The organism is Mesorhizobium sp. LjNodule214, assembly GCF_964252735.1.
GTDB lineage: Bacteria > Pseudomonadota > Alphaproteobacteria > Rhizobiales > Rhizobiaceae > Mesorhizobium.
The window spans coordinates 725,606-748,968 of the sequence record NZ_CAXUPE020000001.1 but is presented as its reverse complement, the minus strand read 5'-3'; the positions used below and the strand labels follow the sequence as shown (position 1 = coordinate 748,968).

At 63.3% G+C, this 23,363-nt stretch carries 25 protein-coding genes and 2 pseudogenes; 15 read left to right on the top strand and 12 right to left on the bottom strand.

What is annotated here, in order from left to right:
- Window positions 1–233 precede the first annotated feature (233 nt).
- Both ACSQ3Z_RS03595 and ACSQ3Z_RS03590 read right to left on the bottom strand, forming a co-directional pair.
- Window positions 234–1,577, bottom strand: a complete 1,344-nt coding sequence (locus ACSQ3Z_RS03595; protein WP_436170001.1) for an FAD/NAD(P)-binding protein — start codon at window positions 1,575–1,577, stop codon at window positions 234–236.
- A gap of 25 nt (window positions 1,578–1,602) precedes the next feature.
- Window positions 1,603–2,052 (bottom strand): RrF2 family transcriptional regulator, encoded by a 450-nt coding sequence (locus ACSQ3Z_RS03590; protein ID WP_436170000.1) that lies wholly within the window; start codon window positions 2,050–2,052, stop codon window positions 1,603–1,605.
- Between the two features lie 690 nt (window positions 2,053–2,742).
- Between ACSQ3Z_RS03590 and tauA the strand changes: the two genes are divergently transcribed.
- From tauA to ACSQ3Z_RS03565, 5 genes and pseudogenes are all read left to right on the top strand, one after another.
- Window positions 2,743–3,756: a taurine ABC transporter substrate-binding protein gene (gene tauA, locus ACSQ3Z_RS03585; protein WP_436169999.1), complete on the top strand. Its 1,014-nt coding sequence runs from the start codon at window positions 2,743–2,745 to the stop codon at window positions 3,754–3,756.
- A gap of 83 nt (window positions 3,757–3,839) precedes the next feature.
- Window positions 3,840–4,613, top strand: a complete 774-nt coding sequence (locus ACSQ3Z_RS03580) for a taurine ABC transporter ATP-binding protein (RefSeq protein WP_436169998.1) — start codon at window positions 3,840–3,842, stop codon at window positions 4,611–4,613.
- Window positions 4,610–5,468 (top strand): annotated as a pseudogene (locus tag ACSQ3Z_RS03575) (ABC transporter permease subunit). Before ACSQ3Z_RS03580 ends, ACSQ3Z_RS03575 begins: the two are co-directional and overlap by 4 nt.
- A gap of 15 nt (window positions 5,469–5,483) precedes the next feature.
- Window positions 5,484–5,669: a hypothetical protein gene (locus ACSQ3Z_RS03570; protein WP_436169997.1), complete on the top strand. Its 186-nt coding sequence runs from the start codon at window positions 5,484–5,486 to the stop codon at window positions 5,667–5,669.
- Window positions 5,670–5,720: 51 nt separating this feature from the next.
- Window positions 5,721–6,650, top strand: coding sequence for a TauD/TfdA dioxygenase family protein (locus ACSQ3Z_RS03565; RefSeq protein WP_436169996.1), 930 nt, complete (start codon window positions 5,721–5,723; stop codon window positions 6,648–6,650).
- Window positions 6,651–6,835: 185 nt separating this feature from the next.
- Here the strand turns inward: ACSQ3Z_RS03565 and ACSQ3Z_RS03560 are convergent, their stop codons facing one another.
- Window positions 6,836–7,021, bottom strand: a complete 186-nt coding sequence (locus ACSQ3Z_RS03560; RefSeq protein ID WP_436169995.1) for a hypothetical protein — start codon at window positions 7,019–7,021, stop codon at window positions 6,836–6,838.
- 307 nt (window positions 7,022–7,328) lie between these two features.
- Here ACSQ3Z_RS03560 and ACSQ3Z_RS03555 point away from each other — a divergent pair, with 307 nt between their 5' ends.
- The 4 genes from ACSQ3Z_RS03555 (at window position 7,329) to ACSQ3Z_RS03540 (ending at window position 10,665) form a co-directional block, all read left to right on the top strand.
- Window positions 7,329–7,706 (top strand): septal ring lytic transglycosylase RlpA family protein, encoded by a 378-nt coding sequence (locus tag ACSQ3Z_RS03555; protein WP_436169994.1) that lies wholly within the window; start codon window positions 7,329–7,331, stop codon window positions 7,704–7,706.
- Window positions 7,707–7,968: 262 nt separating this feature from the next.
- Window positions 7,969–9,246 (top strand): polyhydroxyalkanoate depolymerase, encoded by a 1,278-nt coding sequence (locus ACSQ3Z_RS03550; RefSeq protein WP_436169993.1) that lies wholly within the window; start codon window positions 7,969–7,971, stop codon window positions 9,244–9,246.
- Window positions 9,247–9,437: 191 nt separating this feature from the next.
- Window positions 9,438–10,055: a transglutaminase-like cysteine peptidase gene (locus tag ACSQ3Z_RS03545; protein ID WP_436169992.1), complete on the top strand. Its 618-nt coding sequence runs from the start codon at window positions 9,438–9,440 to the stop codon at window positions 10,053–10,055.
- Between the two features lie 370 nt (window positions 10,056–10,425).
- Complete coding sequence (locus tag ACSQ3Z_RS03540) at window positions 10,426–10,665, top strand: hypothetical protein (protein ID WP_436169991.1); 240 nt, start codon at window positions 10,426–10,428, stop codon at window positions 10,663–10,665.
- Between the two features lie 108 nt (window positions 10,666–10,773).
- On the opposite strand, the gene ACSQ3Z_RS03535 is transcribed toward ACSQ3Z_RS03540, so the two are convergent.
- From ACSQ3Z_RS03535 to ACSQ3Z_RS03520, 4 genes are read right to left on the bottom strand one after another with little or no spacing between them, the layout of a single operon-like run.
- A complete protein-coding gene (locus ACSQ3Z_RS03535; protein ID WP_436169990.1) occupies window positions 10,774–11,142 on the bottom strand; it encodes a helix-turn-helix domain-containing protein in 369 nt (122 codons plus the stop codon).
- 10 nt (window positions 11,143–11,152) lie between these two features.
- Window positions 11,153–11,674 (bottom strand): Smr/MutS family protein, encoded by a 522-nt coding sequence (locus tag ACSQ3Z_RS03530; protein ID WP_436169989.1) that lies wholly within the window; start codon window positions 11,672–11,674, stop codon window positions 11,153–11,155.
- On the bottom strand, window positions 11,671–12,777 hold the full coding sequence (mltA, locus tag ACSQ3Z_RS03525; protein ID WP_436169988.1) for a murein transglycosylase A: 1,107 nt from the start codon (window positions 12,775–12,777) through the stop codon (window positions 11,671–11,673). The genes ACSQ3Z_RS03530 and mltA overlap by 4 nt, the downstream gene beginning before the upstream one ends.
- A gap of 25 nt (window positions 12,778–12,802) precedes the next feature.
- Entirely contained in the window at window positions 12,803–13,507 is a 705-nt protein-coding gene (locus ACSQ3Z_RS03520) for a Tim44/TimA family putative adaptor protein (protein ID WP_436169987.1), read from the bottom strand.
- A 199-nt stretch (window positions 13,508–13,706) separates the two neighbouring features.
- Here ACSQ3Z_RS03520 and ACSQ3Z_RS03515 point away from each other — a divergent pair, with 199 nt between their 5' ends.
- Complete coding sequence (locus tag ACSQ3Z_RS03515) at window positions 13,707–14,207, top strand: FxsA family protein (RefSeq protein ID WP_436169986.1); 501 nt, start codon at window positions 13,707–13,709, stop codon at window positions 14,205–14,207.
- A gap of 128 nt (window positions 14,208–14,335) precedes the next feature.
- The gene (gene secB, locus ACSQ3Z_RS03510) at window positions 14,336–14,836 is read left to right on the top strand and encodes a protein-export chaperone SecB (RefSeq protein WP_436169985.1); all 501 of its coding nucleotides are present in this window, start codon (window positions 14,336–14,338) and stop codon (window positions 14,834–14,836) included.
- Between the two features lie 146 nt (window positions 14,837–14,982).
- Here secB and dnaQ read toward each other — a convergent pair whose 3' ends face one another.
- The 5 genes from dnaQ to ACSQ3Z_RS03485 form a co-directional block, all read right to left on the bottom strand.
- Window positions 14,983–15,687 (bottom strand): DNA polymerase III subunit epsilon, encoded by a 705-nt coding sequence (gene dnaQ, locus ACSQ3Z_RS03505; RefSeq protein ID WP_436169984.1) that lies wholly within the window; start codon window positions 15,685–15,687, stop codon window positions 14,983–14,985.
- 177 nt (window positions 15,688–15,864) lie between these two features.
- Window positions 15,865–16,470, bottom strand: a complete 606-nt coding sequence (coaE, locus tag ACSQ3Z_RS03500; protein WP_436171825.1) for a dephospho-CoA kinase — start codon at window positions 16,468–16,470, stop codon at window positions 15,865–15,867.
- Entirely contained in the window at window positions 16,470–17,309 is an 840-nt protein-coding gene (locus ACSQ3Z_RS03495) for a shikimate dehydrogenase (RefSeq protein WP_436169983.1), read from the bottom strand. The genes coaE and ACSQ3Z_RS03495 overlap by 1 nt, the downstream gene beginning before the upstream one ends.
- On the bottom strand, window positions 17,302–17,901 hold the full coding sequence (locus ACSQ3Z_RS03490) for a Maf-like protein (protein WP_436169982.1): 600 nt from the start codon (window positions 17,899–17,901) through the stop codon (window positions 17,302–17,304). The genes ACSQ3Z_RS03495 and ACSQ3Z_RS03490 overlap by 8 nt, the downstream gene beginning before the upstream one ends.
- A 240-nt stretch (window positions 17,902–18,141) precedes the next feature.
- Window positions 18,142–18,963, bottom strand: coding sequence for a pyruvate, water dikinase regulatory protein (locus tag ACSQ3Z_RS03485; protein WP_436169981.1), 822 nt, complete (start codon window positions 18,961–18,963; stop codon window positions 18,142–18,144).
- 404 nt (window positions 18,964–19,367) lie between these two features.
- Between ACSQ3Z_RS03485 and hemE the strand changes: the two genes are divergently transcribed.
- The 4 genes and pseudogenes from hemE (at window position 19,368) to ACSQ3Z_RS03465 (ending at window position 23,336) form a co-directional block, all read left to right on the top strand.
- The gene (hemE, locus tag ACSQ3Z_RS03480; RefSeq protein ID WP_436169980.1) at window positions 19,368–20,399 is read left to right on the top strand and encodes a uroporphyrinogen decarboxylase; all 1,032 of its coding nucleotides are present in this window, start codon (window positions 19,368–19,370) and stop codon (window positions 20,397–20,399) included.
- Window positions 20,399–20,929, top strand: a complete 531-nt coding sequence (gene hemJ / locus ACSQ3Z_RS03475; RefSeq protein WP_436169979.1) for a protoporphyrinogen oxidase HemJ — start codon at window positions 20,399–20,401, stop codon at window positions 20,927–20,929. Before hemE ends, hemJ begins: the two co-directional genes overlap by 1 nt.
- Window positions 20,930–21,092: 163 nt before the next feature.
- Window positions 21,093–22,358 (top strand): transcription termination factor Rho, encoded by a 1,266-nt coding sequence (gene rho / locus ACSQ3Z_RS03470; RefSeq protein WP_436169978.1) that lies wholly within the window; start codon window positions 21,093–21,095, stop codon window positions 22,356–22,358.
- Between the two features lie 173 nt (window positions 22,359–22,531).
- Window positions 22,532–23,336: pseudogene (locus tag ACSQ3Z_RS03465) on the top strand (DMT family transporter).
- Window positions 23,337–23,363: the final 27 nt, after the last annotated feature.

Sequence of the window (23,363 nt, the reverse complement as noted above, 5' to 3'; positions counted from 1 at the left end):
CCAGCCGATCGCCGTTGGAAAGAAGATAGACCGTGCCAATCCGACGGCCAGACGGGGAATGAAATTCCACTGCCTTCGGCCCGCATGGTGCCAGGCTGTGCCGAGATTCAGGTCAGGCCGAGTCGAGAGCAGTGGTTTCCGAGAACCGGAGCGGAGCGTACTTAAAGTACGTGAGCACCGGAAGTGCAGGAAGCCGCTGTTCGCAGCCGGCATCACCTGAATATCAGTACAGCCTACCCCAGCAGCTGCTTGCTCAGCCTTGCGCACTGAACGCGGATATCCGGGATGGCGTCGATCTCGAAGAAGGTGCCCCTGGTCAGCGGCCCGACGGCGAGGATCTTGGCCGATACGCTCCCGTCACTGCCGATGATCTCGCAATTGGCCGACACGTCGAGGCCGAGCCGCAGCGGGTCCGGCCGCGCCAGCCCGCGCTCGACCAGCGAGCGCACGACGCTGTTCGAGGTGGTCGAGATGTCCCTGGCGATGCCGGTGCAATCATAGAGGCGGGCGACTTCGAGCGTTTCGAGCGCCTGCGTGTGGCGGGACTGGATCTGCACCGTGAAGGCGTCGTCCGCCTCGATGCCGACGACGCGCCCGGCGACGGGACGGATGCGGCCGGATTGCACCGCGTCGGTGACGCGGGCATGGACCTGGGGCGCCAGGCGATGCCTGTGGATGTCCCACCAGGCCTTGGTGTGCTCGACGAAGCGGCGCTTGGCCGAAGACGGCCAGTTCTGCCAGATCTTCTGGTTGAAGGGCCGCAGACCATCGACGACGTCGCGCCAGTCGATGCCGGCCCGTTGGTTTTCGCGGATCAGGTCGCGGAACCAGCTGACGAAATAGGAAAGCTGGGTGCCGAGCGGGATATCGGCGACATCGAGCTTGATCGGATTGCCCTTGCGGTGCGGCGAAGGCAGCAGGCCGCGCCGGGACACGGCGACGATCTCGCCCTTATGGCCACGTTGCTCGAGCGAGAGAAAAGCATCGACCATGCTGAGGCCGGTGCCTAGCACAAGGACTCGGGCGTCAGGGTCGAGCGCCGTATCGGCTTCCGTCCCCATCCTGATCGCGTGACCCTGGCCGGCGCCGGGCTGCTCGTCATGACCGGTGGCGAGCACGGCGAGATGGGCAACCACGCTGGTGCCGTTGGCCAAAGCCACCTCGACCCCGGAAGCGGTGGGCGAGATCGACAGGCTCTCCTCGCGGATCAGGCGCAAGCGGCCGGTCTCGCGTTCACGGGCCTCGAGTTCATCGAGCAACTCCTTCAGATAGCGGGCATAGAGGCTGCGCGGCGCATAGACCGGCGCCTGCTCCTGACTTGCCAGACCGCGCTCCAGCAGCCAGCGCCAGAAATTGCCTGGATCGTCGGCATAGGCGCTCATGCCGGCCGCGCTGACATTGAGCACATGTGCCGACAGCAGCGTCGAATAGGCCATGCCCTGGCCGAAATGCGGACGCTTCTCGATCAGCGTGACGCGCAAGTCGGGATTGGGCGATTTCAGCAGATGCGCGGCAAGCACGACGCCACTTGCGCCGCCGCCGACGATGATGATCGAGTTTGCGCGCCCGATGGTCATGCGCGCACCGCCTGCCTTGGCGTGTTCAGACCTGGATCTTCGCCACAGCCGTAAGGTCGTCGAGGCCGATATCGCGCATCTCGGCGAGGCTGCGCTGATCCAGCACCTCGGCGATCGCCTGCCGGACCTCCAGCATCAGATGTCGGACTTGGCATGTCGCCTCGTTGCAGTCTTCGCAGCGCTGGTATTGGGTACGGCTGGCGCAAGGGATCGGCGCAAGCGGCCCGTCGAGCACGCGCACGACATGGCCAACCTTGATCTCGTCGGCCGGGCGCGCCAGGCGATAACCACCTTCCTTGCCCTTGCGGCTCTGGACGAAGCCGGCATTGCGCAATTCGCCGAGGATGGCGTCGAGGAATTTCTTCGGGATGTTGTTGCCAGCGGCGATATCGCCGACGAAGGCGAGTTGCCCAACCGGCAATTGCGCGAGATGGACGAGCGCCTTGAGGCCGTACTTGCCCTTTTTGGTGAGCATGAGCCGAACGTTTCTCTGTCCTGCGATGGCATGGCGCCATCGGTTGCGAAACGCTTGGCGTGCCTCCCCGCCGCGTCCAAGCTGTCATGACACATAAATTCTAGTGACATGATATACAAGCCAATTGCTGTTGATTTTGCTTGGTTTTCAAGCCGCTTTAGCGATTTTAGGCCGGGCTTGTGACGCCGAGGGCACAGAAACCCGCCTTGCACGGACAGGAGCCTGCGGCTCGAACCCGATGCCACGAGCGATCGCCGGGATGCAGTGGGTATGGTCGCTCATCGTTCTCAACTCCCTAATGTCGATAAGAATACTATATTTACTCCCGAAGACAGGGAATGGGGTTTCAATTCGGCGTGAGTTTGAAGCATGGATTTGTCGAACGAGGCTTCTCCTGGAAATCTCGGTTCTTGGCAGTCGGTGGCCGCATTCGCTTCGCCATCCCAGGGCGGAGCAGGAGCGAGGCGACGTCGCGGAGACCCTGGGATGACGAAACTCGCAGGCTTCGGCCACCCTGCCACCTACCGCGGCCGCGCCCATCACAGTCGCCCTTTGCGCGGCGCCAGCCTGTCGCCAGTGGCTTTTTTCCACACAACCCGCCTCGCTTGGAAGGATTTAACTCTACAAGAACGATAGAACTAGCGGACTATGAAAAGGCAACCCGAATTCCGCTTTTTCATGGAGCCCATCATGTCGATCATTTCACGACGCATCATCCTGCTCTCGTCAGCGGCACTTGCCGGTGCCGCCTTCCTCGGCCCAGCACAGGCCGACGATCTCAAAATCACCATCGGCTACCAGACCGTGGTCGAACCCTCGAAAGTGCCGCAGGCCGACGGCACCTATGAGAAGGCGACCAAGGCCGCGATCGACTGGCGCAAATTCGATTCCGGCGCCGATGTCATCGCAGCGGTGGCTTCCGGTTCGGTCGATATCGGCTACGTCGGATCGAGCCCGCTGGCAGCCGCGGCCAGCCGCGAGCTGCCGATCCAGACCATCTTCGTCGTCGGCCTGATCGGCGAATCCGAAGCGCTGGTCGCCCGCAACGGCGCGGGTATCGAGAAGATCGCCGACCTTGCCGGCAAGAAGGTGGCGGTGCCGTTCGTCTCGACGACGCATTACAGCCTGCTTGCCGCGCTGAAGCATGAAGGCGTCGATCCGAAGTCGGTCGAGATCCTCAATCTCAGGCCACCGGAGATCGCCGCCGCCTTCGCGCGCGGCGACATCGACGCGGCCTATGTCTGGGATCCGGCGCTCGGTCAGATCAAGACTTCGGGCAAGGTGGTGCTGGATTCCTCGCAGGTTGCTGCCTGGGGCGCGCCGACCTTCGATGCCTGGATCGTGCGCACCGACTTTGCCGAAAAGCACCCGGAAGCGGTGCGCGATTTCGTCAAGGTGACGGGCGCCGCCTATGCCGACTTCCTGGCCAAGCCCGACGCTTGGTCGGTGTCGTCGCCGCAGGCGGCCAAGATCGCCAGGATCACCGGCGCCAAGCTGGAAGAGGTGCCTCAGCTGCTCAAGGGCTATGTCTTCCCGACGCTCGAGGAGCAGGCCTCCGACAAATTCCTCGGCGGCGGCACGGTCAAGGCGATCGAGGCGGCTTCGGCCTTCCTCAAGGAGCAGGGCAAGATCGACGCCGTGCTGCCCGACTACTCGAAATACGTGTCGTCGAAATATGTCAGCGAGGCGCTGGCCTCGAACTGACGCGCGAGGCGTGCTGCCTGCCCGGACCGCTGACGAGGAGCGGTTTCGGGCAGGTGGATTTGTAGAACCTACTGCGAGGGACCATGCCTCAACTCGTGCTTGATAAGGTCTCGGTGCACTACGAAGGCCAGGCAGCGCCAGCCGTCGAGCGTGTCTCGATCAACGTCGCCAAGGGCGATTTCGTCGTGCTGGTCGGCCGCTCCGGCTGCGGCAAGACCTCGTTGCTCAACGTCGCCGCCGGGCTGGTCGAGCCGGCGCGCGGCAGCGCCAGCATCGGCGGCCGGCCGATCACGGCACCTGGCCCGGACCGTGCCGTAGTGTTCCAGAACGATGCGCTGTTCCCGTGGCTGACCGCGCGCGAGAATGTCGCCTTTGCTCTCAGGCTGCGCGGCGTGCCGTCTGGCGAGCGGGCACGCCGCGCTGACGCGATGCTCAAGCTGGTCAAGCTGGACGGCGCCGGCGACAAGCGCATCTGGGAGCTTTCCGGCGGCATGCGCCAGCGCGCCGGCCTGGCCCGCGCGCTCGCCGCCGAACCTGAGTTCCTCTTGCTCGACGAGCCGCTCGGCGCGCTCGACGCCCTGACGCGCGAGCGCATGCAGACGACGCTGCTCGATCTGTGGGCGGCAAGCCGTGTCGGCGTGCTGATGGTCACGCACGGCATCGAGGAAGCGCTGGTGCTGGCCACCCGCATCGTCGTGCTGGCGCCCGGACCGGGGCGGGTGGTGCGGATTTTCGAGACCGGCTTCAGCCGGCGCTACGCATCCGGTGAAGCCATTCGCAGCATCAAGGCCGACCCGGCCTTCGCGGCGGCGCGCGGTGAACTGACCGATGCGATCTTCGAAGGAGAGGCGGCGTGACAATTTCCTCCTACACGGAACGGGCCCTCGCCAAGAGCGAAGAGACCGACACCCTGTCGGTGCCGTGGTCGCGGCCGCGCTCGAAACGGCACGGGATTTCGGCACGCGCGGTCAGCGCCATCACCATCCTGGCGGTGCTGGCGGCATGGGCTCTGTCGGCCCGCCTGCAGCTGGTGTCACCGGTCTTTCTGCCTTCGCCTGTCGCGGTGTGGACCAAGTTCGTCGTCGTCGCCCGCGACGGCTTTGTCGACGCAACACTCGCGCAACACGTCATTACCAGCCTCGGCCGCGTGTTCGCGGCGCTCTTCGTGGCTATCCTCGTCGGCGTTCCGGTCGGGCTGGCCATCGGCATCAGCACCATCGGGCGCGGCATTTTCGATCCGCTGCTCGAATTTCTGCGGCCGATCCCACCGCTCCTATCTGCCGCTGGTCGTCATCTGGTTCGGCATCGGCGAGCCGTCGAAGATCCTGGTGATCACCATTGCCATGCTGGCGCCGGTGGCGCTGTCGACGGCGTCAGGCGTGCGCGGCGTCTCGCAGGAGCGCATCAACGCCGCGCGCGCGCTCGGTGCCAGCCGCTTCCAGCTTGTCCGGCATGTGATCCTGCCCAGCGCGCTGCCGTCGATCCTGACTGGCTTGCGCATCGCGCTCGGCGCTGGCTGGTCGACGCTGGTCGCCGCCGAACTGGTGGCGGCGACGCGCGGGCTCGGCTTCATGATCCAGTCGGCCGCCCAGTTCCTCGTCACCGACGTCGTGGTGATGGGCATACTGGTGATCGCGACAATCGCCTTCGTGCTGGAATTCATCATCCGCCGGGTCGAGCGCCAGCTCGTTCCGTGGGCGGGACGGGAATGATTGGAGAGAATGACGATGACCCATTCCACCACCATGCTGTTCGCCCATTTCGGCAATTGGCTGCTCGCCTGGACCAGGGAGAGCCGGCCGCTTGAACATCAGCCGAGGTCGCCGGCGCCGGTGCAGCTCGACGCCGAGCGCGACCGCCTGCCGCCGCGTGACGAAGGCTTTTACTGGGCCTGGCAATACTGGTCCCAGTGATGAACCTCAGTTGACCTGCCTTTTCCCCCCAAAAGAAACGAGGAGATTCCTGTGAGCAACCCGGCCCCTACCGACCAGATCATTCCTGCGACCGATGCTATTCCGCTAACCGCCCGCGTGGGAGCGGAAATCAGAGGCATTCGCCTTGGTGGAAACCTGTCAGATGCCACCATAGCATCGATCAATCAGCTTCTTTTGAAGCACAAAGTCATCTTCTTCCGTGCTCAGCAGCATCTCGACGATTCCGAGCATGAACTGTTCGCGCGGCGCCTGGGGGATCTTGTGCCTCATCCCACGCAAGGGCCGCTGGCAGGCACCGCTTCCATCCTCAATCTGGATTCGAGCCGCGGCGGGGGCCGCGCGGACCAATGGCACACGGACGTTACATTCGTGGACGCCTATCCGAAGTTCTCCGTCCTTCGCGGCGTCGTCATTCCACCGGCCGGAGGCGATACCATCTGGTCCAACACACATGCCGCATATGAAAGCCTGCCGACACCGCTCAAATTATTGGCAGACAATCTCTGGGCCATTCACAGCAATGCCTACGACTACGCTGCCGTTCGTCCTCGCGCGACGGTCGAGGAAAAGAAACATTTCGAGGAGGTCTTCACCTCGACCATCTACGAAACCGAGCACCCTGTTGTGCGCGTGCATCCGGAAACCGGGGAACGTTCGCTGCTGCTGGGCAACTTCGTCCAGCGCTTTGTCGGCCTATCAAAGAGCGACTCCTCGAAACTCTACGAGTTGTTCCAAACCTATGTGACCACCCCCGAGAATACCGTGCGGTGGCGGTGGCAGGCTGGCGACGTCGCAATCTGGGACAATCGAGCCACCCAGCATTATGCGGTGAATGACTATGGAAGCCAGCACCGGATCATGCGCCGCGCCACCGTCGACGGCGATGTGCCGATCAGCGTCGACGGACGCCGTAGCGTCACTCACGTCAAGGCGGCCAAGCCGGCGGCAAAGGCAGCCTGAAGCCATCGGGCGCCGCCTGTGCAACCGGACATGCGGCGCCGCCCTTGCCGACGGTCATGGTCGTCAGCGTCGGCAAAGGTCGCGCTTCGGTGGCGGGCGGCATCGAGCTTGGCGTCTCAAGGGCAAGGATCGCCAGTTCCATCAGCACCGACCGAGCCCGTGGGCGAACTCGCAGGCCGGCCCAGTCAGATACGCGAGCGGTTTGCCCAACCCAGACCGAGCAGGCCGACCAGCATGGTGACGAGACCGATGTAGAGCCATTGCGACTGGCCGGTCATGAAGCTTCCCGGCACAAGGCCGATGCCTTGCAGCGACCACATCAGGCCGATGGCGAGCACGATCAGCGCCAGCAAATTCCTCATCAACCGCATCGGTGGAATTCCCTTTCCAAGTCGATCGTCAACAGCGTCACTGCGGCAATGAAAGAGCCAAAGGAAGCGATCCGATCGCGTCCATCTCTACTTGCTTGTTAACGCTCGATCTTGCCAGAACTGACTGGGAACCAGCGTGATGTTCATCACAGATACGCTGCCCGATGCGGGAAGACTCATGACAAACTGTTTCCTGCCGACTCCAAACGTGTGCTTCCGCCACGGAACCGCCAGATCATTGCCGCATTTCGTGCCTTAATCGTTCCTTAACGGCTGGGGTCTGTCTAAACGGAGCCATTCCCCCAACATGTTGAAAACCAAGCAAACCGCGCTTGTCGCGGTAACGGTAGCGGCTGGCCTGATGGTCGGCGCCTCGGCCTCCTCCGCGGCCGCCCAGTGCGGCCGTGCCTCCTGGTACGCGCTGCACTCCCGCACGGCCTCCGGCGAGCGCATGAACCCCTCGGCGATGACCGCCGCGCACCGCACCTTGCCCTTCGGCACAAAGCTGAAGGTGACCAACAAGAACAATGGCCGCAGCGTCGTCGTGCGCATCAACGATCGCGGTCCGTTCATCAGGGGCCGTGTGCTCGACCTGTCGAAGGGCGCCGCCAGCCAGCTCGGCTTCATCGGCTCGGGTCACACCGCCGTCTGCATGGCGCGCGTGTCTGACGCCACTATCTCCTGAACCATGATCTTTTCCGAAGACTTGGGGATCATGGTCTGCTGTCCGGCGACACGCGCCGGACACATTTCCTACACACTTTGCAACGCACAGTGAGCCGGCTCGGCCATTCAAGGCGGATTTTCAACACCTTGAACGAAAGAAGCATTGGTCACGGCAAGTGACGTATTGCATCGCAGCAATTAGTTGTTAACCTCGCCGCGAGAGATTCAAGGCTCGGCGCTGCTCGTCGTCCCTTCGGTCGTATGCAGCAGCGGGGTTCTTGATGTTCTACCAGCTCTACGAAATGAACCATGCGGCAGTGCAGCCCGCCCGCTTCTATGCCGATGCGGTGCGGATGTTCTACACCAATCCGCTCAACCCGATCTCGCACACGTCCTTTGGCCGCTCGGTCGCGGCGACCGCCGAATTGTTCGAGCGCACCACGCGCCGCTACGGCAAGCCAAAGTTCGAGCTGGCCAAGACCATCGTCGACTGGAAAAGCGTCGACGTCACCGAAAAGACCGTCTGGTCGAAGCCGTTCTGCAAACTGGTCCGTTTCGAGCGCGCGGTCCCCGCCGGACGCAAGCCCGATCCGAAGCTTTTGATCGTGGCGCCGATGTCGGGCCATTACGCGACCCTGCTGCGCGGCACGGTCGAAGCGATGCTGCCGCACGCCGACGTGCACATCACCGACTGGGTCGACGCCCGCATGGTGCCGGTGGCCGACGGCAGCTTCGACCTCGACGACTATATCGACTACATCATCGACATGTTCCATGCGCTCGGCCCAGACACCCATGTCATGGCGGTCTGCCAGCCCTCGGTGCCGGTGCTGGCGGCGGTGGCGTTGATGGAAAAGCGCGGCGACCCCTTCGTGCCCTCGACCATGACGCTGATGGGCGGCCCGATCGACACCCGCCGCAATCCGACAGCGGTCAATTTGCTGGCCGAAGAGAAGGGCATCGGCTGGTTCCGCGACAACGTCATCATGCGGGCGCCCTGGCCGGTTCCGGGTTTTGGCCGCGAGGTCTATCCGGGCTTCCTGCAGCTGTCGGGCTTCATGAGCATGAACCTCGACCGCCACATCATCGCCCACAAGGACTTCTTCATGCATCTGGTGAAGCATGACGGCGACAATGCCGAGAAGCACCGCGATTTCTACGACGAGTACCTGGCGGTGATGGACCTGACGGCGGAATTCTATCTGCAGACCGTCGACACCGTGTTCGTGCGCCACGCCCTGCCCAAGGGCGAAATGATGCATCGCGGCGAGCTGGTCGACACCTCGGCGATCCGCAATGTCGCGCTGTTCACGGTCGAGGGCGAGAATGACGACATCTCCGGCCTCGGCCAGACCCAGGCCGCGCACGATCTGTGCGTCAACATCCCGGCCGACCGGCACGCCCACTACATGCAACCGGCGGTCGGCCATTACGGCGTCTTCAACGGCTCGCGCTTCCGCTCCGAGATCGTGCCGCGCATCGTCGACTTCATCACCAGCTATGGCCGCCAGAACCGCGTTGCCGCAAAGCCGAGGCTGGTGCGCTCCGCCAAGAGCTGACTCTACTAGAAGGTGAGACGTGCAACCGAGCGTCGAAATGGCGGCGCCGGCGTACCGGGATCGTCCTGTTGCACAATCGCCGCTGTCAGGATGGTGAAAGTAACCATGCCATCAATCGGACCACAGTCATAATTGACACGGACTGTAAATCGCTCTTAACGTTTCTTTAACAACAAGGGCGAACGGGGACTATGATTTCCTCACCGATGGCACGGACGCTGCGCTTGTGCGCGGTCGCAGGGCTGGCGATTTCGGGATGCTGGGCGGGACCGGCGTTGGCCGCGGGAGCGATGGCGACCGGCGGGATGACGTCGCAACCGATCGGACATTACGATTTCTGCAAGTCCAACCCGGGCGAATGCTCGATCCGGCCGCGCAGCCTGGCGCCAGCCAGGATGACCGATGCGCTCTGGCGCAAGCTGACCAGCGTCACCGCGAAGGTGAATGCCGCCGTCAAGCCTCTGAGCGACTACGACATCTACGGCAAGGATGAAGTCTGGGCCTATCCGGACAGCGGCTTGGGCGACTGCGAGGATTATGTCCTGGAGAAGCGCCGCGACCTCTATCGCATGGGTATGTCGCTCGCCGATCTGCTGATGACCGTCGTCCGCAAGCCGGACGGCGAGGGCCATGCGGTGCTGACGGTGCGCACCGACAAGGGCGACTACGTCCTCGACAATCTGACCGACAAGGTTCGCTCGTGGGATGAGACCGGCTACCGCTTCCTCAAGCGTCAGGCGATCGACAACACCGGCCGCTGGGTTTCGATCCGCGATGGCCAGCAGGTTTTGGTCGGCGCGGTCCAGTAAGCGCAGGCGCGACGCGTTCGAAGCACGCCGCGTCAAGCGCCCTATGCAGCGCACCCCATAGCTATCGTAGGTCGGCGCCACCCCTCATTGCCCTGCCGGGCATTTCTCCCCGTATAGTGACGGGGAGAAAGACGCCGTCATCGATGTTTTCGCCAATCGTCGACGCTGCAGAATGGGCGCCAACGCGGCGGCCATCACCTTCTCCCCGTCACTATACGGGGAGAAGGTGCCGGCAGGCGGATGAGGGGCAGCGCTGCCCTCGATGGGATGGCCGCGCACCGCATCGCCTCTGATCAGATTTCGCAGTCTCCGTGAACCATTTCCTCCCGGCCGGCGACACACAGCCGTAACCCAACCGTGGAGATTTCAAATGACTGCTTTTCTGCGTAATGCCTTTCTCGCCGCCGTTGCGATGTCGGCCCTGGCCGGGCCTGCTGTGGCCGATCAGACCGTCACCAGCTGCGCCAACACGTCGACCAACGATCTGTGGAGCGGCCGCTGTTGCGGTGCCGGCGACTCGAACTGCCTGGGCGGTGGAAACAATGGCCACGACCATGACCGTGGCGATAATGGCCGTGGAGACAAGGGCGGCCAGGCCGGCAAGAAATGATCTCACGACAGTTGTCCGCCGGCTGTCCGCCGGCGGGCGTCTGTTCAGGCGAAGCGAACGTCGGCGCCAGCGCGGGCGAACTCGCGTCCCTTTTGCGTAAATTGCGTACTACACCCGCCGACCAAGTGCTGCGCGGATCGATGCGGTGATGCGGCGAAGCTCGGCTTCGTCCAGCTTCTCGATGTTTTCGGCCAGAAGATTGGCAAGCTCGGTGGCGGCAGGCGTCAGGCCCGACGTGTCGATCCTGACGCGCGGATGGGAGGCTTCGGCCAGACGGGCAAGCTCCTCGGCATCGTCCCAGATGACGTTGAAATAGCCGATGATCTTCTGGATCAGCGTCCAGGTCGGCGCGCCGCGCCGGCCGTGCTCCAGCGCCGACAGATAGGCGGCGCTGACACCGATGGCCTCGGCCATCGCCTTCTGGCTGAGGCCGCGCTCTTTGCGCAGCGCGCGCAGCTTTTCACCGAACGGGGTCATAGGCCCGGCTTCATGAACGTACCCGCCTAATGCGGACATAGAGGGCGCCCGAGCCGCCATGGTTGCGGGCGGCGTGGTCGTGGCTGGAAACCAGCGGCCGGAAGGCGGGCGTCGACAGCCAGGCCGGCACCGAGCGCCGCAACACGCCGTCGCCGCCCGACGAGGAGCCCTTGCCGGTGATGACCAGCACATAACGGATACCGCCGGCATGCGCCCGATGCAGGAACGAGAACAGCAGCGAATAGGCCTCGTCCTGGGTCAAGCCGTGCAGGTCGACGCGGCCCTCGATCGGCAGCCGGCCCTTCTTCAACCTGTCCAGCGTCGGTTCGTCGAGCGCATGCGAAACATGCTGCGTCTTCGGTTTCTCGGCGACGACCGGACTGCCGACAGCGGGCGCCGGCGCCGGCTTTGGGTCGACAACGATGTCCGGAATGACGACGGCGGCCTTGCCCTTCAGCGGCTTGGCCGTGCGCGCCACCAGGTTCCACAGGACACGGTCGTCCTCGTTCAGCCTGTCGATGCGGCGGGTCATGGCGCCGTCCCCGAAACGAGCGGACGCGGGAGCAGCGCGTAGAAATCGGCGGCATTGCGCACGACGCCGGCGATCTCGCCGGCGGCACCGCCCGAGCCGGCGAACAGGTCGCCGCGGGCCGGACCGGTGATGGCCGAGCCGGTGTCCTGCGCGATCATCAGCCGCCGGAACGGCTTTGCGTCGAAGGCGGTCAGCGACGGCGCGTCGATATGGAAGGGCGTGCCGAATGTGTGGAGCAGCCGGTCGACGGCAATCGAGCGACCCGCCGTCAGCGGCACCTTGGCGGCGGCGATGGGGCCGAGGCTGGCGTCGTCGACCGCCGCTTCGCGGAAGAAGATGTAGGAGCGGTTCTGCCAGAGAATCTCGTCGACGCGATCGGGATGCGCCTTGAGCCAGGCGCGGATCGACTGCATCGTCACCTTTTCCAGCGCAATTTCACCACTCTCGCTCAGGATCATGCCGGGCCCGGTGAAGCGTTGGCCGGACTTGGCGGCATAGGTGACGCGGCAGAGCCGGCCGTCGGTCATCTTCAGCCGCGCCGCGCCCTGGACATGGGCGAAGAAGGCGTCGACCTTGTCGGCAAGCCAGGCGATTTCCAGGCCCTTGCCACCAAGCGCGCCGCGCTCGATCGCACCGCGGTCGAAATATTCGATCGGCCCGTTCCGCGTATCGCGGGCGAAAGCGATATAGGGGTCCATGCCCGCCGGCCGGTTGGCGTCGTCAATATCGACGAGATCGGCGGGGCGCGACAGAAGCGGCACCGAAAACCGTTCGGTCCGTACCGGCGAGGCCTCGACCTCCGGCTCGTAGAAGCCGGTGACGAGGCCGGCGCCGCCATTTTCAGCGTCGATGCGGGCAGGGACGAAGTGACGTTCGAAGAAGCTTCGGGATTCGGATCGATTCGGCGGCGAAACAGCGCGCGCCTCGTCATAGGCCGCGGCGAAGGCGGCGAAATCGACACCGAGCGCGCCGGAGCGATAGGGCTTTGTCAGGACATGGAAGGCCGAACGGCGAAAGGCGGCAAAGGCAGCCAGGTGGTCGTCATCGGCCCAGCCGGGCAGCCGGTCAAAGGATGTTTCGCTGAAAGCCGGAGATAGCGACACGACAGTCCCGCCGCTGGTTCCGGGGTCAGTCTTCTTCTTCGGTGGCGACGAGCTTCCAGTTCGGATCGCGCGAGCGCGTGTCGCGGGCAAAGGTCCAGACGTCCTTGACCTCGGCGACGGTTTCGGGATCGCCGTCGATGACGGTGCCGGCCTTGTCGCGCGTTGCCGAGATCAGCTCGCTGACGATGCGCAGCGTGATATGCGCCTCGCCGCCCTTCATCTCGGCGGCAACGATATCGGCCTTGTCGATGCCGACGAAGGAGGACTGGATCTTCTCCGACTTCGCCTCGCGGTCGCCGATCGCGGCGACGAAGCCATCATAGACCTCGCGCGACAACAGGTTCTTCAGCGTTTTGCGATCACCGTCGGCATAGGCCATGACGATCATCTCATAGGCCATCTTGGCGCCGTCGACGAAGGTCTTCGGATCGAAGGTCTGATCGTTGTCCTTGATGGTCCGCAGGCCCTTGTTGAGGTCGCTGTCGGGCTTGGCGAACGCGTCGATCGCGGCATAGGTGTCGGCGGCCGGTTCTCCGGGCATGCGCTTGCGCGGCAGCGAAACCACATTCTCGGACTTCTGCGCCGCATCCTCGCGGGCCCTGGTCGCCGCATAGGGGTCGAAGGGCGGGCGTTCGCTTCCCGTGCGCCGACCCAGCACGTTGCGCAGCTGGAAAAAGATCACAACCGCCGCAATCAGAAAGAAAATCGTGCCGAAGTCGAAGAAACCCATATCTTCCGCCAATTCAATCCCTGCCCAGGCCGGACCCCGGCCAGCCGAGAGGCCACAGTCGCATAGCGTTCAACATTCAAAGCATATAGAACGCTAGGCGCAATCATTCAAATCAAAGGCAGGCATACCTATCTAACAGCTCCGGTGCCAGCGGCGATTGCGCGCTGGCCGGCAAAACATGGAAATGATCGGCCAAGACTTGCGTATTTCGTTGCTTCCCCTGTTCCTGCTCGCGCTTCCCCTGCTGGAAATTGCCGGTTTTGTCATTGTCGGCAGCCAGATCGGCGCGCTGGCGACGGTCGGCCTGGTGCTGGCTTCGACCATTGCAGGCAGCCTGCTGCTACGCCACCAGGGTTTCGGCGTCATGACACGCGTGCGCGCCGAAATGGATGCCGGGCGCGATCCGAGCCACCAGCTCGCGCATGGCGCCATGATCGTGCTGGCGGCGATCCTTCTGATCATTCCCGGTTTCATCACCGACGTCTTCGCCATCCTGTTGCTGCTGCCGCCGGTGCGCGACCTGGCCTGGCGGATGCTAAAAGGCCGGATCGTGCTGGCGACCAGCTTCAGCGGCAGCGGTTTCCGGACGAGGCCACGCGACAAGGTCATCGATCTCGACGACGGCGATTATACGCGCGCCGACGACTACAACCGAGGCCCGGACCACAATTCCCCCTGGCGCCGGCTTAAGGACGATTAGAGCTGGCACGATCCAGGTCCGGGGACGAGCCGAAGGCGGCAAACCTTGTCTTGTCATGCCGACCATGGTAGCGAACCCCCGGTTTCAATCCGGTCAGCACTGCTGCCCAGGCAAAAGGACAAAGGCTCATGGCCAGCAAAGATGACGCGCCGGTCGGCGCCGCCAATGGCAACAACAATGCAGCGCAGCCGGCACTCAACGTGCTCGCCCAATATGTGAAGGACCTGTCCTTCGAAAGCCCCGGCGCGCCGAATTCGCTGCGCGGCCGCGACAAGGCGCCCGGCATCGCCATCAATGTCAACGTCAACGCCAATCCGCTCTCGGACAAGCAGTTCGACGTCAATTTGACGTTGAACGCCAAGGCGTCGTTCGACCAGGAAGTGCTGTTCAACGTTGAGCTGGTCTATGGCGGCGTGTTCGCCATCAGCGGCTTCCCGCAGGAGCACATGCTGCCGATCCTGTTCATCGAATGCCCGCGGCTGCTGTTCCCGTTCGCTCGGCAGATCATCGCCGAGGCGACCCGCAACGGCGGCTTCCCGCCGCTGATGCTCGACCCAATCGATTTCGCGCAGATGTTCCAGCAGAAGCTGGCCGAGGACCAGGCGGCGTCGAAGGTGAAGGTTAGCTGAGAGCAGCTTTCTCGCGGTTTTGAAAGGCCCGGCTTCGCGCCGGGCTTTTTTGTTGGAGACGTCGAAGGGACAGCGAATCTTCGAGGTTGGCTGAGGCCCTCGCTTCGGCCAACCGCAACGGTTTGCGATTGGAGCAGAACCTAAAATCAGCCCGCCGCCACCCTCAACCACAACGCCTTCTCCCCGAGCGTGGCGACCAACCCGGCATGGGCCGTGCGGTCGGCCTCGGTCAGGCGCGGCGGCAGGGCGATTGGTCTCGCGGCGATGCTGATGTCAATGTCGGCTACGTCACCCGAGCCGTTCACCTGCACCGCCACCGTGTCGAGGATGAGCGCTGCCTGCTTGCCGCCGATGAGCTCGATATAGACCTCGGCCAGCAATTCCGAATCGAGCAGGGCGCCGTGCTTGGTGCGGTGGCCGTTGTCGATGCCGTAGCGGCGGCAGAGCGCATCCAGAGAGTTTGGCCCCATCGGATGCTTGCGGCGCGCCAGCGCCAGCGTATCGACGACGCGGCCGGGATCGATGGCGGGATGGTCGAGCCGGCCGAATTCGAGATTGAGGAAGCCGATATCGAAATTGGCGTTGTGGGCGACGAGCTTGGCGCCGTCGGTGAAGGCCAGCCACTCGTCGGCGATTTCGGAAAAAGTCGGCTTGCCGACGAGGTCGGCGGCGCTGATGCCGTGAACGGCCTGCGCTTCGTGATGGATCGGCCTGCCTTGCGGGTTGATGAATTTATGGAAGGTGCGGCCGGTCGGAAAGCGGTTGACCAGCTCGACGCCGCCAAGCTCGATGACGCGGTCCTCGCGCGAGTCGAGGCCCGTGGTTTCCGTATCGAAGATGATCTCGCGCATCGAATCAGTCCGCTCTAAAGGAGCAGAATCATACACCGGAACAAAATGGCAATGGGCAATGCTGACGGCCTACGCATGATCCCCGAAAATCGGAACCGATTTTCGGAAAGGATCATGCGCAAAATCAAAGTGCTACAGCGTCCTTTGCGCGTCCGATGGACGCGCGGCGCTGTAGTGTCAGGAGCCGTCCCTGCCGGGCTTATCCCCTGTCAGTTCGGCGATGATGGCCCCGACCGCGGCGCGCGCGGCATCGAAACCCTCACCGGTGTCGATGATGAAATCGGCCTGCTTGCGCTTTTCGGCATCGGGAACCTGCTTGGCCAGGATCGCCGCCAGCTTTTCTTCGTTCATGCCGGGCCGCGCCAGCACGCGAGCGCGCTGGATTTCTGGCGGCGCGGTGACGACCACGACCTTGTCGACGCGGTTTCGCCCGCCGGTCTCGAACAAGAGCGGGATATCGAGCACGGCAAGCGGCGCGCCGGCGGCGCGGTGCCTGGCCAGGAAGGCGTCGGCGTCGGCGCGCACTAACGGATGGACGATCGCTTCCAGCATCTTCAGCGCCGCGGCGTCGCCGAGCACGCGTCCGGCGAGCTTCGTGCGGTCGACCACCCCGGCATCGGTTGTGCCGGGAAAGGCCGCCTCGACCAGCGGGGCGGCCTTGCCGGCATAGAGACGATGCACCGTCTCGTCGGAATCATGCACCGGCACGCCGGCCTCGGCGAACATCTTTGCCGTGGTCGACTTGCCCATGCCGATCGATCCGGTGAGGCCGAGCACGATCATCATTTTGCACCGATATCGGCGACGATCAGTTGCCGGAGCTCGGCGGTGACGTCCGGCCTGATGCCGAACCAGCGCTCGAACCCGGGCACGGCCTGGTGCAGCAGCATGCCGAGCCCGTCGACCGTCCTTAGATTTCTCGCGCGCGCCGCGGCAAGCAGCGGCGTCTCCAGCGGCACGTAAACAATGTCGGTGACGATGGCGTGATCGGGCAATCCGGCCGGATCGGCGGCAAGAGCCTCGTTGCCATGCATGCCGAGTGCTGTTGTGTTGATGAGCAGGCCGGCATCGGCCAGCAATTCGCCGGTCGCCTGCTCGCCATGGGCGGAGACCCCCGCGCCGAAGCGGCGAGCCAACTCCTGCGCCCTCGCAAGCGTGCGGTTGACGATGCGGACGTCTTTGATGCCCCGCTCAACCAGTGCATGGATGACGGCACGCGAAGCGCCGCCGGCGCCGAGCACCACGGCCGGACCATGTTCTGCCCAGCCCGGCGCGCGCTGGTCGAGATTGGCGGCGAAGCCATGGCCGTCGGTATTGCCGCCCCACAATGCGCCGTCCTCGAACCACAGCGTGTTGACGGCGCCGATCGCTTCGGCCGCCTCGTCGCGGCGCGCCACCAGCGCGAAGGCGGATTCCTTGTGCGGAATGGTGACGTTGCCGCCGCTATAGCCGTTGTCGCGCAGCGTGCTCAGAAAGGCGGCGAAATCGTCCGGCGCGACGTCGATCGCCCGGTAGCTGCCGTCAATGCCGTATTTTTCCAGCCAATGACCGTGGATCTTCGGCGACCGCGAATGCGCGATCGGATGTCCGGTGACAAAAGCCGTTTTTGCTGCCTCAGCCATCGATGGCTCCGAGCTCGCGCAATTTCGCCAGAACCGGCAGCAGGGGCAGGCCGACAATCGTAAAATAGTCGCCCTCGATCTTTTCGAAGAGCTGGATGCCTTCGCCCTCGATCTGATAGGCGCCGACGCTGGAGAGCGCCTTGGCGCCGACACGCGCCAGATGGCGGCCGATGAAGGCCGGGTCGAGCTTGCGCATGGTCAGGCTGGCGACACCGACATAGCGCCACAGCACCTCACCGTTGCGGCAGAGCACGGCGGCACTGTTGAGCTGATGCGTCCTGCCCGACAGCGCCAGCAGATGGCGGCGCGCGCCTTCCATGTCCGCCGGCTTGTGGAACACCTCATCGCCGAGCGACAGCGTCTGGTCGCAACCGAGCACCAGCGCGCCGGGCTTGCGTTCGCTGACCTCGGTCGCCTTGGCTTCGGCCAGCACCAGGGCGACATCCTCGGGCGAAACGCCGCTGTCCTGCAACGGTGCCTCGAGCGCGCGTTCGTCGACATCGGCCGGAACCGCCTCGATCTCGAGCCCGGCATGGACGAGCATCGCCTTGCGGAACGGACTGCCCGAAGCGAGGATGATTTTCTCGGTCATGATTTTTTTCGCTCAGTTTCCGGCATCGGTACTAGCCAATTGTCGATCTCGGTGCTGCCCCTCATCTGCCTGCCGGCATCTTCTCCCCGTGAAGAACGGGGCGAAGGGACTAGCTGCAACGTTGGCGACCCCCCCTCTCCCCGTCCTTACGGGGAGAGGGTAAGGGTGAGGGGCAGCGCCGACGCTCAAAACTGGTAGGTTGAGGTGAAATTCAATTTCTCATCAACTCCAGTTCGGCATCTACCTCGACTTACCCCGCAGGGCAACGATCGCCGCGGCGGTCTCCTCGATCGAGCGGCGGCTGACGTCGATCATCGGCCAGCCATGCCTGGTGCAGATCTGGCGGGCATAGGCGAGTTCCTCGGTGATGGCGGCGCGATCGACATAGTCGGTCGCCTCATAAGAACTGCTGTTGCCGAGGATGCGGTTCTGGCGGACATGCGAAATGCGTTCGGCAGTGGCGATCAGGCCGACGATCAAAGGCGTCTTGGCGTTGACCAGGCTTTCCGGCACCGGCACGCCGAGCACGATCGGGATGTTGGCGGTCTTGATGCCCCTGTTGGCGAGATAGATGCTGGTCGGCGTCTTCGAGGTGCGCGAGATGCCGATCAGCACGATATCGGCGTCGTCCATATTGGCCGGCAGCTGGCCGTCATCATGCTCCATTGTGAAGTTGAGGGCGTCGATACGGCGGAAATATTCGGCGTCGAGCACGTGCTGTGCGCCGACGCGGCGGCCGGCCGGCGTGCCGAGATAGGACTGGAAGACGCTGAGCACCGGCTCCAGCACCGAGACGCAAGGCAGGCCCATGGCCGCGCAGCGTTCGTCGATGCCGCGCGCCAGCTTCTGGTCGACGACGGTGTAGAGGATGATGCCCGGCTCCTCCTCGATGTCCTCGAACACCTTGGCCACCTGCTTTTCGGTGCGGATCAGCGGATAGATATGCTCGATGGCGCGCGCGTCCTTGTATTGCGCGGAAGCCGCGCGCCCAGCGGCCAGCAGCGTCTCGCCGGTGGCATCCGAAATCAGATGGAGGTGAAAGAAGCTCTGGGGTTTGTTCACAGGGGTTGGTTCCAGGCTGTGGGCGGATGTGGATAAACGGGGGCTGAGAAAACGGCCGGCGAAGAGGGACTGTATCAGATGGCAGTTTGTCCACAATTCGATGTGCTGTAGGCTTCGTCGGGCGGCTGGGGACAAGTCTGGGGACTGGCGTTTTCCCCCTTCCTCCATCCACAGAGCCATTTTCCTTGCGCTGACGTCAAGCCATTGACTCCAGTCATGGATTCCAAGTCTTCCACAAAGTCCTGCAATCCCGCTGGAGAAGCACGCGACAATATGCTGACTGGCCTTTTGGGCGGTCAGGCTGGACAGGTGCCAACCACCACAACCAACAGACTCTTAGAATCAGAAGATTCTTAGAAATAAGATATTTGATTTAGAAAGAGGCCTGGAGAGGCGAACGCTGCATGCGGCACAAGCGGATCATGCTGGACGTATTGAAGGGCAAGGCAGTGTCTCCGCCACCGCTCTGGATGATGCGTCAGGCCGGGCGCTATCTGCCGGAATACAGGGAGACGCGGAAGCGGGCTGGGTCCTTCCTCGATCTTTGCTACAATCCCGACCTCGCCGTCGAGGTCACGCTGCAGCCGATCGAGCGCTTCGGCTTCGATGCCTCGATCCTGTTCTCCGACATCCTCGTAGTGCCCAATGCGCTCGGGCGTGACGTGCGCTTCGAAGAGGGTCGCGGGCCTCTGCTGACGCCGATCACGGCTGCGGAGATTTTGGCTCTGGAGAGCGAAACGTTTCACGTGAATCTCGAACCGGTCTACGAAACGGTTCGTCGGCTGCGGGCGAAACTGCCTGACGAGACGACGCTGATCGGCTTCTGTGGCGCGCCTTGGACGGTGGCGACCTACATGATCGCCGGCCATGGCACGCCCGACCAGGCGCCGGCGCGGCTATTCGCCTATCGCGAGCCGGAAGTCTTTGCCCGCCTGCTGAAAGTGCTGGCTGATCATTCGGCCGCCTACCTGATCCGCCAGATCGAGGCCGGCGCCGATGTCGTGCAGATTTTCGACTCGTGGTCGGGCGTGCTCGACGACGTTTCTTTCGAAGCCTTTTGTGTCGAGCCGGTTGCGCAGATCGTCAGGCAGGTGAAGGCGATCCATCCCGAGGTGCCGATCATCGGCTTTCCAAAGGGCGCTGGAGAGCGCTATCACGATTATCGGCAGAAGACCGGCATAACCGGCCTCGGCCTCGACTGGACCGTACCGCTCGGCATGGCGAAAGAGTTGCAAGCTGGTGGTGCGGTGCAAGGCAATCTCGATCCGTTGCGGCTGGTGGCCGGCGGCAAGGCGCTGGCCGACGGCGTTGATTCTATCCTGAAGGCGCTGGGCGATGGTCCGCTGATCTTCAACCTCGGCCATGGCATCACGCCGGAGACGCCGGTGGCGCATGTCGAGGCAATGGTGAAACTGGTGCGGAGCGCGACACGCTGATGGCCGACATGAGCAACAGCACCGGCCAGGCGATGAAGCGCATGGCCATCGGTATCGCCGCTTTGGTCGTGCTGACCGCGCTGCTCTTTTTCGCGGCGCCAGACGGCTTCTACCCCTGGGCCAAGGCGATCCATGTGATTGCCGTCATCTCATGGATGGCGGGCATGCTCTATCTGCCGCGGCTGTTCGTTTATCACGTTGATGCCGAGAAGGGTTCTGTCCAGTCGGAGACCTTCAAGGTGATGGAGCGCCGGTTGCTCAGGGCGATCATCAATCCGGCAATGATCGCCACCTGGGTGTTCGGCCTCTGGCTTGCCTGGAAAGGTTTTGGATTCCAGGGCGGCTGGCTGCACGCCAAGATCGCCGCGGTGCTCTTGCTGTCGGCGCTGCATGGCTATCTCGCCGGCGCGGTGCGCAAATTCGCCGAGGACAAGAACGAAAAACCGGCAAGGCACTGGCGGATCGTCAACGAGATCCCCACATTGCTGATGATCATCATCGTCGTCCTGGTCGTCGTGAAGCCGTTTTGATATCGCGCCGACCCGCAAAAGGCGGCTTGCTCTTTCAACGGACCGACGATACAAGACGGGTCTTCCTTCCCGTCATGCGCCGCCCCTTTTTCGCTTTCGGCCGCGCCCGGCATTTGTCGCATCCCGCCGATATTTTTCCCAAAGCCTACCCAGAGTCCATCTAATGCAAGAAATGAAACTCACCGAGTTCAAGAACAAGAAACCGCCAGAGCTGATCGCTTATGCCGAATCGCTCGAGGTCGAGAACGCCAGCGTCATGCGCAAGCAGGAGCTGATGTTCGCGATCCTGAAGAAGCTGGCCGCACAGGATATCGAGATCATCGGCGATGGCGTGGTCGAAGTGCTGCAGGACGGTTTCGGCTTCCTGCGCTCCGCCAATGCCAACTATTTGCCAGGTCCCGACGACATCTACATTTCGCCGTCGCAGATCCGGCGCTTTTCACTGAAGACCGGCGATACGGTCGAAGGGCCGATCCGCAGCCCGAAAGAAGGCGAGCGCTATTTCGCGCTGCTCAAGGTCAACACCATCAATTTCGACGATCCGGAAAAGATTCGTCACAAGATCCACTTCGACAATCTGACGCCGCTCTATCCGACCAAGCGGCTGAAGATGGAGATCGAGAATCCGACCAGCAAGGACATCTCGCCGCGCGTCATCGACCTGGTCGCGCCGATCGGCAAGGGACAGCGCGCGTTAATCAATGCGCAGCCGCGTACCGGCAAGACGGTTCTCATGCAGAACATCGCCCATTCGATCACCGCCAACCATCCTGAATGCTATCTGATCGTGCTTCTGATCGACGAGCGGCCGGAAGAAGTGACCGATATGCAGCGCTCGGTGAAGGGCGAGGTGATCTCATCGACCTTCGACGAACCGGCTGTGCGCCACGTTCAGGTCGCCGAGATGGTCATCGAGAAGGCCAAGCGGCTGGTCGAGCACGGCCGCGACGTCGTCATCCTGCTCGATTCCATCACCCGCCTCGGCCGCGCCTACAACACCGTGGTGCCGTCGTCCGGCAAGGTGCTGACCGGCGGTGTCGACGCCAATGCGCTGCAGCGGCCGAAGCGCTTCTTCGGCGCCGCCCGCAACATCGAGGAAGGCGGTTCGCTGACCATCATCGCCACCGCGCTGATCGATACCGGCAGCCGCATGGACGAGGTCATCTTCGAAGAGTTCAAGGGCACCGGCAACTGCGAAATCCAGCTCGACCGCAAGGTGGCCGACAAGCGCATCTACCCGGCCATGGACATCCTCAAGTCCGGTACCCGCAAGGAAGACCTGCTGATCCCGCGCGCCGACTTGCAGAAGATCTTCGTGCTGCGCCGCATCCTGGCGCCGATGGGAACCACCGACGCGATCGAGTTCCTCATCGACAAGCTGAAGCAGACCAAGACCAACGCGGATTTCTTCGATTCGATGAATACGTAAGGTCTGGCCGGAGTTTTCCGGCCAGTGCATTGAAAGCCCCATTCCGGGAAACCGGATGGGGCTTTTTATTGCGCAGGATCAGGTCGCATTCCCGATACCGAGCGGCCGTATGCGGCGGCGGGCAACTCCACCTCCATGCCACTACTCGCGTCTTGAACGTGGGAAGCAGCGACGTGAAGAAGACAATCCCGACCCTGGTGGGCTTTTCGGCCATCCTAACCTGGTCCTTTCTGGCGCTGCTTTCGACCGCCGCGGGTCCTATCCCGCCCTTTCAACTTGCAGCAATGACATTCCTGCTCGGAGCGCTCGTCGGCGCAACCAGCTGGACCTTGCGCCCGGCAGCGATCCAGTCGCTGCGGCAGCCATGGCCGGTCTGGGCGACAGGCGCTGCGGGACTGTGCATCTACCACTGCGCCTATTTCTTCGCGATCCAGTCGGCGCCGCCGGTCGAGGTCAGCCTGATCGCCTATCTGTGGCCGCTGCTGATCGTTGTCTTCGCCGCCTTCCTGCCGGGGGAGAGATTGAAAGCCCACCATGTGGTGGGTGTCGTCCTTGGCCTGGTGGGTGCCATCGTCGTCATTACCAAGGGCGGCCAGGTCGGGTTGGCCAATGGCGTGATGCCCGGCCATGTCATCGCCTTGTTCTGCGCCTTCGTCTGGTCTTGAAACCACAGTCTGGCCTCAGACGCTGACGCAGTGGACCGCAATCGGCGTGCTGGGCGCGATACCGCTCGGCGCCGGTTTCTATGCATGGGACTATGGCTGCAAGCACGGGGACATCATGATCCTCGGCGCCTTGTCCTACGCCGCGCCGCTGTTTTCGGTGATCGTGCTTCTGCTGGCGGGCTTTGGTGTCTTTCACTGGTCCGTCGCACTCGCCTGCATGCTGATCACAATCGGAGCGGTGATCGCTGCCAAGGATTTGTTGTTGGAGGCACGAAAGGCTGCCTCGTCGACCGAGACAGCGGCGTTGCCTTAGGCGGCTGAAGGCGAGGCGTCCTGATTC

Excerpts from the sequence above, each read along its gene's own strand:
- ACSQ3Z_RS03595 (WP_436170001.1), bottom strand. The coding sequence starts at position 1,577 with ATGACCATCGGGCGCGCAAACTCGATCATCATCGTCGGCGGCGGCGCA.
- ACSQ3Z_RS03590 (WP_436170000.1), bottom strand. The coding sequence starts at position 2,052 with ATGCTCACCAAAAAGGGCAAGTACGGCCTCAAGGCGCTCGTCCATCTC.
- tauA (WP_436169999.1), top strand. The coding sequence starts at position 2,743 with ATGTCGATCATTTCACGACGCATCATCCTGCTCTCGTCAGCGGCACTT.
- ACSQ3Z_RS03580 (WP_436169998.1), top strand. The coding sequence starts at position 3,840 with ATGCCTCAACTCGTGCTTGATAAGGTCTCGGTGCACTACGAAGGCCAG.
- ACSQ3Z_RS03570 (WP_436169997.1), top strand. The coding sequence starts at position 5,484 with ATGACCCATTCCACCACCATGCTGTTCGCCCATTTCGGCAATTGGCTG.
- ACSQ3Z_RS03560 (WP_436169995.1), bottom strand. The coding sequence starts at position 7,021 with ATGCGGTTGATGAGGAATTTGCTGGCGCTGATCGTGCTCGCCATCGGC.
- ACSQ3Z_RS03555 (WP_436169994.1), top strand. The coding sequence starts at position 7,329 with ATGTTGAAAACCAAGCAAACCGCGCTTGTCGCGGTAACGGTAGCGGCT.
- ACSQ3Z_RS03550 (WP_436169993.1), top strand. The coding sequence starts at position 7,969 with ATGTTCTACCAGCTCTACGAAATGAACCATGCGGCAGTGCAGCCCGCC.
- ACSQ3Z_RS03545 (WP_436169992.1), top strand. The coding sequence starts at position 9,438 with ATGATTTCCTCACCGATGGCACGGACGCTGCGCTTGTGCGCGGTCGCA.
- ACSQ3Z_RS03540 (WP_436169991.1), top strand. The coding sequence starts at position 10,426 with ATGACTGCTTTTCTGCGTAATGCCTTTCTCGCCGCCGTTGCGATGTCG.
- ACSQ3Z_RS03535 (WP_436169990.1), bottom strand. The coding sequence starts at position 11,142 with ATGACCCCGTTCGGTGAAAAGCTGCGCGCGCTGCGCAAAGAGCGCGGC.
- ACSQ3Z_RS03530 (WP_436169989.1), bottom strand. The coding sequence starts at position 11,674 with ATGACCCGCCGCATCGACAGGCTGAACGAGGACGACCGTGTCCTGTGG.
- ACSQ3Z_RS03520 (WP_436169987.1), bottom strand. The coding sequence starts at position 13,507 with ATGGGTTTCTTCGACTTCGGCACGATTTTCTTTCTGATTGCGGCGGTT.
- secB (WP_436169985.1), top strand. The coding sequence starts at position 14,336 with ATGGCCAGCAAAGATGACGCGCCGGTCGGCGCCGCCAATGGCAACAAC.
- dnaQ (WP_436169984.1), bottom strand. The coding sequence starts at position 15,687 with ATGCGCGAGATCATCTTCGATACGGAAACCACGGGCCTCGACTCGCGC.
- coaE (WP_436171825.1), bottom strand. The coding sequence starts at position 16,470 with ATGATCGTGCTCGGCCTCACCGGATCGATCGGCATGGGCAAGTCGACC.
- ACSQ3Z_RS03495 (WP_436169983.1), bottom strand. The coding sequence starts at position 17,309 with ATGGCTGAGGCAGCAAAAACGGCTTTTGTCACCGGACATCCGATCGCG.
- ACSQ3Z_RS03490 (WP_436169982.1), bottom strand. The coding sequence starts at position 17,901 with ATGACCGAGAAAATCATCCTCGCTTCGGGCAGTCCGTTCCGCAAGGCG.
- hemE (WP_436169980.1), top strand. The coding sequence starts at position 19,368 with ATGCGGCACAAGCGGATCATGCTGGACGTATTGAAGGGCAAGGCAGTG.
- hemJ (WP_436169979.1), top strand. The coding sequence starts at position 20,399 with ATGGCCGACATGAGCAACAGCACCGGCCAGGCGATGAAGCGCATGGCC.
- rho (WP_436169978.1), top strand. The coding sequence starts at position 21,093 with ATGCAAGAAATGAAACTCACCGAGTTCAAGAACAAGAAACCGCCAGAG.